General features: G+C 41.8%; 2 protein-coding genes. One reads left to right on the top strand and one right to left on the bottom strand.

Going from position 1 to position 2,787, the window contains the following annotated elements:
• Window positions 1-576: 576 nt before the first annotated feature.
• Complete coding sequence (locus O9332_RS26235; RefSeq protein WP_002756804.1) at window positions 577-1,260, top strand: DALR anticodon-binding domain-containing protein; 684 nt, start codon at window positions 577-579, stop codon at window positions 1,258-1,260.
• A 327-nt stretch (window positions 1,261-1,587) separates the two neighbouring features.
• Here O9332_RS26235 and O9332_RS26230 read toward each other — a convergent pair whose 3' ends face one another.
• Window positions 1,588-2,418, bottom strand: a complete 831-nt coding sequence (locus tag O9332_RS26230; protein ID WP_002756806.1) for a hypothetical protein — start codon at window positions 2,416-2,418, stop codon at window positions 1,588-1,590.
• Window positions 2,419-2,787: the final 369 nt, after the last annotated feature.

Genomic DNA, 2,787 nt, shown 5'->3' with positions numbered 1-2,787 from the left:
CCAACAATTCCTATTTTTTCATAATTAGGGGTCTCAAGACCCCCCTAGCGGCCACCGAGAAGACCTTCACCAGCTAGGTATTTTTACTCAAGTCTCTGGAGGGGGACAGCTTATGTGACAGTTGAGGGTGCGGAATGTGGGGTAAATATCAACTGTCTGTACCTTTACACATAAACTTTGTCTAAAGTTTAAGAAAAAGTTTGATATTGGTTAAAATTTAGTCCCCCTTTTTTCCCCTTTTTTAGGCTATGATGGCAAGTCTTATTCGATAAGCTGTTCGTAGTTTAAGGGTAAGCCTCTTGCCTGTTGCATGAGTGCCTCTCCTCTATAAGTAGCCTACACTCAACGGATTTAGTATTAATTTGGTAGGCTCTCTTGGAGTTATGGTGATCAGCAAATCTTCTCAAAGAAAGGTAGTAGGCTGTATGCCCCTACCAATTACACTACGCGCAGGTGGGGACGCAACCTGGTCAGTGAGTTTATCAAACTGTTTGCGTCCATAATGTAACATGATGAATATTTTTCACCCAATGTTCAAAAGAGCCATTTGATAAGACTACGTTTACCCTTCTGAGCATGAATTTTATCTACAATCACCCCTCGATCGAGCATTGCTTCAAACAACAATTAATTCATATTTTTCCAGAAAAAAAGCATAAATTAACTTTTTATCGTTGCCCAAAGACTGATAGTATTCTCTATCGTTCACCTCTGTTTTATCATTTTACGCCCGTTCAATGTCAAACCATATTTAACCATTTAATCGCCCTTTTTCCGCAAATTCAGCTTAAGGAAGGATGGCTAGAATTATTATTAGATCAGCAATTTTTGTCCTTTTGGTTACTAAAACTAAATGATTTAATTGATAAATTTTTCTCCGATCAGCTTCCTTTCCATCCCAGAGGAGAATTTTTCTTTTTATTTCAATACACCCACGCTCGCTATTCTAGTTTGTTACAACTGCTCAATCGGGAAAAAGTTAGATTAATCGAGCCAGAACTATTATCATGGCATCATCCCGCCGAAATAGCCTTAATCCTGCAAATTTTAACCGTTTGTGATTGTTGGGAAAGCCAGAAACTCTATCCCTTAACTGCGAATTTGTGCGAAGCGATGCTCAATTTTGAGCGTAAATGTCGCATTATCGGAGAATCGGCCCCAATTCAGCGATCGAGATTAATCCTGATTAGCGTCAGTCAAAAACTACTTAACCGTCTTCTCCGTCAAAAATGGCAACTGCTGCCGATGACGGAACTTTAACGAAGACAGGAGACAGGAGACAGGAGACAGGAGACAGGAGACGGGAGACGGGAGACAGCTATCAGGGATCAGATTTGAGTTTTTAGTTCACTGTTTACTGATCACAGCAAAAAGCGTTTGACAAAAGCTCACGCCGAATCTGACGGAGTAACTGCTGACGGCTTGGATGTGTAATTAATTTTGCTTAGGTACTTATAAAAATATTAACTTTTACGAATTTAGTGGACAAAACCATCAGCTTATGATAGATTTTAATTAGTGTGAGGAGCGAACCAGAATAGAGAGCCGAGACGAAACATGGACAGTCGCCGGCTCTCTTTCTGTTGTTCAGGAATTATCTTTTTCTTGGCGATATTTAATAAAAGTGGGCAAATCAACTCGAAAAGAGGAATATTTCGGGGAAGGAGAGATGATAGGTGCCGGCCAATCCCTATCTTTCTTATTTAAGGATTCTACTGGCTCAATTGTCTCTAATTCCGCTAAAAACTCATCCATGGGAGCCACTTCATCCCTTTCTTGATTCTCTGTCTGAGACCAAGGCTCGATCGCGGCTGCCTTGGCGACAATGGCTAAATCCGGGGGAGAATTGCGATCGCTGCCGCGCTGGAAATACTGGGCCAAGGCCGCTTTATACTGGAGGGTGTAGCGTTGCTGACGTTGAAGACGGGTGCGTAATTCCTGTAATTGCTGGTCATAGTTGCACAGTTTTTGGCTTTTTTCCTGATAACTTTCCTGAATTAAGGCACATTCTCGCTCTAAACGGGCTAATTGTTGACGCGTGCGGGTCAATTCTGCGGTCAAATTGGCAATAATCATCGGTTGCCGTTGTTCTGCTTGACGATACTGTTCGATTTCTCCTAAAGCTCGCTGTAATTGTTGCTTTTCGTATTGCAGTTCCTCGTTTTGCTGCTGGATTAGGGTATCGCAACTTTGCAAGCGACGATGTTGCTCGGCTAACCGCGATCGCAGTTCTGCGAGAGCTTGCTCCCGTCGCCAGATCTCCGCTTGTAATTCTTGATTTTGTTGACGTAAATGAGAGGATAGAGCCGGCCAATCTGTCTCATCTGTTGATTGACTCTCATGCTCGACAATTTCAGCAGTAATGACAGTATCCGCATGGGTGAGATGATCGAGGTACAGGTCGGAATTATCGTTCATAAAAGCCAAAGGATGAGGAAACCTAGAAGTTTAGAGACGTTAAAAGCCTTCTATCGTTCCAAAAAAAAAATGGGAACCGCATTGTTAGAGACTGCCGCGCGGTTCCACTGCCGATCCTTGAGAGGAGAACACTACAAATAACTATAAGCTTATTAGGAATTTTTGTCAATACTTAATGAGAAAATTTTTCATTAAGTTGGGGAGAGAGGGGAATCGACTAATACCAAAGGTTCTTCGTTACTTGGTATGGTTCGATAGGGGGGCATAAATCGACTAAATCCTTATCTGGTAAGAGACTTAATTGATTAGTTCGCTCTAGATCAAAAACAATTGACAAAAATCGCTAAATGCCTTTCTATATAAGGGTTA

This window comes from Microcystis sp. LE19-10.1B (assembly GCF_027530565.1).
Taxonomy (GTDB): Bacteria; Cyanobacteriota; Cyanobacteriia; order Cyanobacteriales; family Microcystaceae; genus Microcystis; species Microcystis aeruginosa.
This window is presented reverse-complemented; position numbering and strand designations above follow the sequence as displayed.

Excerpts from the sequence above, each read along its gene's own strand:
- O9332_RS26235 (WP_002756804.1), top strand. The coding sequence starts at position 577 with ATGAATTTTATCTACAATCACCCCTCGATCGAGCATTGCTTCAAACAA.
- O9332_RS26230 (WP_002756806.1), bottom strand. The coding sequence starts at position 2,418 with ATGAACGATAATTCCGACCTGTACCTCGATCATCTCACCCATGCGGAT.